The organism is Nitrososphaera sp. AFS (assembly GCF_009898475.1).
GTDB lineage: Archaea > Thermoproteota > Nitrososphaeria > Nitrososphaerales > Nitrososphaeraceae > Nitrosopolaris.
Window position 1 is genome coordinate 12,786 of the sequence record NZ_QURE01000131.1, and the last position, 3,341, is coordinate 16,126.

At 37.3% G+C, this 3,341-nt stretch carries 3 protein-coding genes; all 3 read right to left on the reverse strand.

All coding sequences use genetic code 11. The features are described 5' to 3' along the window. Positions 1-277: 277 nt before the first annotated feature. The 3 genes from ku to DYY65_RS11205 all read right to left on the reverse strand — a co-directional run bounded on the left by ku (position 278) and on the right by DYY65_RS11205 (position 2,986). Entirely contained in the window at positions 278-1,081 is an 804-nt protein-coding gene (gene ku, locus DYY65_RS11195) for a non-homologous end joining protein Ku (RefSeq protein ID WP_162478042.1), read from the reverse strand. Between the two features lie 181 nt (positions 1,082-1,262). After that, complete coding sequence (locus tag DYY65_RS11200; protein ID WP_162478043.1) at positions 1,263-1,760, reverse strand: 4Fe-4S dicluster domain-containing protein; 498 nt, start codon at positions 1,758-1,760, stop codon at positions 1,263-1,265. A gap of 743 nt (positions 1,761-2,503) precedes the next feature. Then, positions 2,504-2,986, reverse strand: coding sequence for a metal-dependent transcriptional regulator (locus DYY65_RS11205; RefSeq protein ID WP_370519359.1), 483 nt, complete (start codon positions 2,984-2,986; stop codon positions 2,504-2,506). Between the last annotated feature and the right edge of the window lie 355 nt (positions 2,987-3,341).

The following is a 3,341-nucleotide window of genomic DNA, read 5'->3' on the forward strand; positions in this document are numbered from 1 at the left end:
CTTACAGTATTGGTATTAAAACCTCGGAAGTCATTATTTCAGAAAACTTCGATTGTATCATCTTCACTTCTTGACCCTTTTTCAGACAGTGTGCCGATTATGTTCATTTATTTATTTATTTATTCATGCGTTTATTCGTCAGATTTTTATTTTCTCATTTATGAGTCACGACTACACATTTAGGCTCACTTCGTTCCCTCATCTCGCATCATTTACAAAAAGGTCATCATCTGTTGCAAGGAGTAAGCAAATAAAATCAATATCTCCAGAAAGTGCTTTATTGCTTTGATTTTTTGGATTTCTGAAGGCTGGCTTTTAAGGCTGCTACCAAGTCTTTAGGAGCTTCCTTTTCGACTTCGACTGATTTGATGTACGTCTTTCCCTTTGATTTGGCTTCAATCAGATGCTTGAGTTCCTTTGAATATGAGTCAGAATACTTGCTGAGATCAAAGTGGTCGGTCGAAAGGTTTTCAACAAGGAGCTTTGCTAGAGATAATTCTTCTTTGTTGTCTATTTTCATTTTCTGTACCTGAGTTATCTCCTCGATTTCGTCCATAGGCCTAACTTCATCCAGAAAATGTAGCACGTGCATCACAATACCCCGCTTGTAAGATCTAAGAGCAATGACATGTTCTTTATCCTTCAATACCACTTTTCCAATTGCTACTTTGTTAGTCTCGTTTAGAACTGCTGCGAACAGCAAATACGTCTTATCTACCACGCTACGCCTCACCTCCGGTGCTATAAAGTAGCTTTTTTCTATCAGAATTGGGTCCAAATCTTTCGCTTCTATAAACTCCTTAAGTTCTATGGACTTTGATGTTTTGATCTTAATATTGTCTATTTCTTTTTTATCAATGGCGATGTATTTGTCCTTAGTTACTTCATATCCTTTCTTTATTTCCTTGTAACTTATTTCTTTTTGCTCAACTGGACACCATCTTTTGTATTGAATTCTATGCCCTTTAGGGCATAGTTGGTTAAAGGAATACTCTCTGTCTTGAGTAGCTTGATATACTCTTACAGGAATGTTAACAAGTCCAAAACTGACACTACCTTTCCACATGCTTTTCGAGGCCAATTTGTCTTTATTGCTCTTTAATTCATATATAATATAGAATGAAGTGATAGAACTATTCTTTATAATAATCTACGGAGCAGTGATACAGTAGTGGAGCAAGAAGTGAACCAAGTTTTGATTCTTAACACATGACTGAATTGTCATAGTATTGAATAAATGTGAACACGAATACAATTACTGATTATCTATTAAACGTGGATATTGCTTGCTCATGGAACTGCACATTGGATTGGTCTACTTTGATTGCCTTTGTAGGACATACTGTCACACAAGCCATACACCAAATACAATCCTTCTCTCTTATCGGATCAGATTTGTCTGTATAATCCAGTCGGTCATCCTTACCTGCGGAGCCAACACCTGAGCTACTAATATTGGACATTTCTACGGCTGGCACATCATTTTCGGTTCTGTACCATTGAAATACATTTACTGGACATGCTTGTATACAAGCTCCATCAGCAATACAAGAATCCCAATCAACAGCCACAAAAGTACCATGTACTCCTATTGGCGTCAACTCTTCGTTCCTTGCTGCATAGGCAGCCTTTACGTCTGGATTGGCTGCAGCGTCAGAAGGATTTCCAGGTCCCCAAACAAAATGGAAGTGCTGCCCATCGGCATGGTCGTGTTTACCAATCACTTGGTGATTGCCTGGAAATTCAGGATCAATGGGCATAGATACTTTTGTGCTATAAAGTTAATAAAAGCTATACAATCTGCCCATATCCTGAATTCACATCAATATCGACAATAATAAAACGATGTTTTGGAAATAGTTACATGGCCGATGACGCGATTAGTCACTTAAAATGCCTCGCGTGGGATTAGACTCTATGCCGTCTACATTATTTAGTGTTCTGGATTTTTACCTTGTAATCGATTTTCGGTTATCCCGCCTGTTACTTACCAATCTTGATAGTCATCGGGCTATCTTTACTCATATTTACTCATGCCATTCACAGTAATGAGCCTATCTAAGTAACAAACGTACCTATCTATCTATCCAGGGATATCGGGATCATATTATAAAATGTCCAAATCCATACATGACAACTGAAACAGCATGATTCACCAATGGTTCAGGTTAATTCAATAATGAATTCAGAATTCAGGAATTTTCAAATTTCCCGATTTTATTCTTTAATCAAACCTATTCTAACCTGATTAGTATTGAAGGTTACTTCCAATGTTATGAATATTATATTTGAAAGTCGATAATAGAATTACTTTCATTCAATTGTTGAGCACTGGAGGGAAGGGAGGGAGATTTCTATAATCTATTCTTTATTGATTCATTAAATGCTGCTTGTAGCCTTCACAGCGTTCGTCGGAATCCATTTATACATAGTTAGCGAGCACAATCAGAGAACGATAGTCATTAATACAACCACAAAAGAGACATAAAGACAAAAAAGGACATTAGTTACAGCATTTTCCTTTTGGTATTTGGAATCCATGGGGACATTTTCTAGGGTGCTTAAGCAAGGTACATAAAGCATCGGTAAATACATTCTTCATATGATGCTCTATGCCACATGCCATTTCCTCATCAATCTCTATCTTGAGAGCATCCTTCATTAACACCTCAAGTAACCTGGTGTTTCGGATCATCTGTTTTCCGATCTGTTCACCTTGTCTTTCTAATTCCACGATACTTCCTTTCTTGTATTCTACTAGCTTTGCACTATCCAGCTTCCGAAGCATTTCTACTACTGAAGGTTGTTTAATATTGAGTAGTTTGGCAATGGAACTTACCTTGGGCTCTTCCCCCCTTTCACGAATATGCCATATGGCTTTAAGATACATTTCTACATGTTCTGATTCTGCAGTGCCTACGTAAAGGCCCTCAAATTCGTTTGTATATTTGCTAGTTTTCTGTTCGTCATCTGCGTTGGATATTATAGCATCCAAACTATACTCATGTATGATAACAACGAATGATTATTTACAGTTTGCCTTACTTTTCGATGATTTAAGACTTTAAATTAGATCTATGGTTGTAACTATTGTGATCTGCCGAATTTGCCGGACATTGACAATCACCGAAACAGAAACAGCCGTCAACCATTTACTGTACTATAGCCTTTCTGAGCAGTAAAAGACAGTTTAAATACTAGGCGAGCCTAATTAGACTGGCCTAACATGACAAATTTGATTAAATATGCATACATTGGGAGAACAAGAAGATGGTAGCTGTTAACTACTGGGAGCTTTTGTTGTTAGGCTCTATTGCAGGATTTACTATATTTCTAGGACT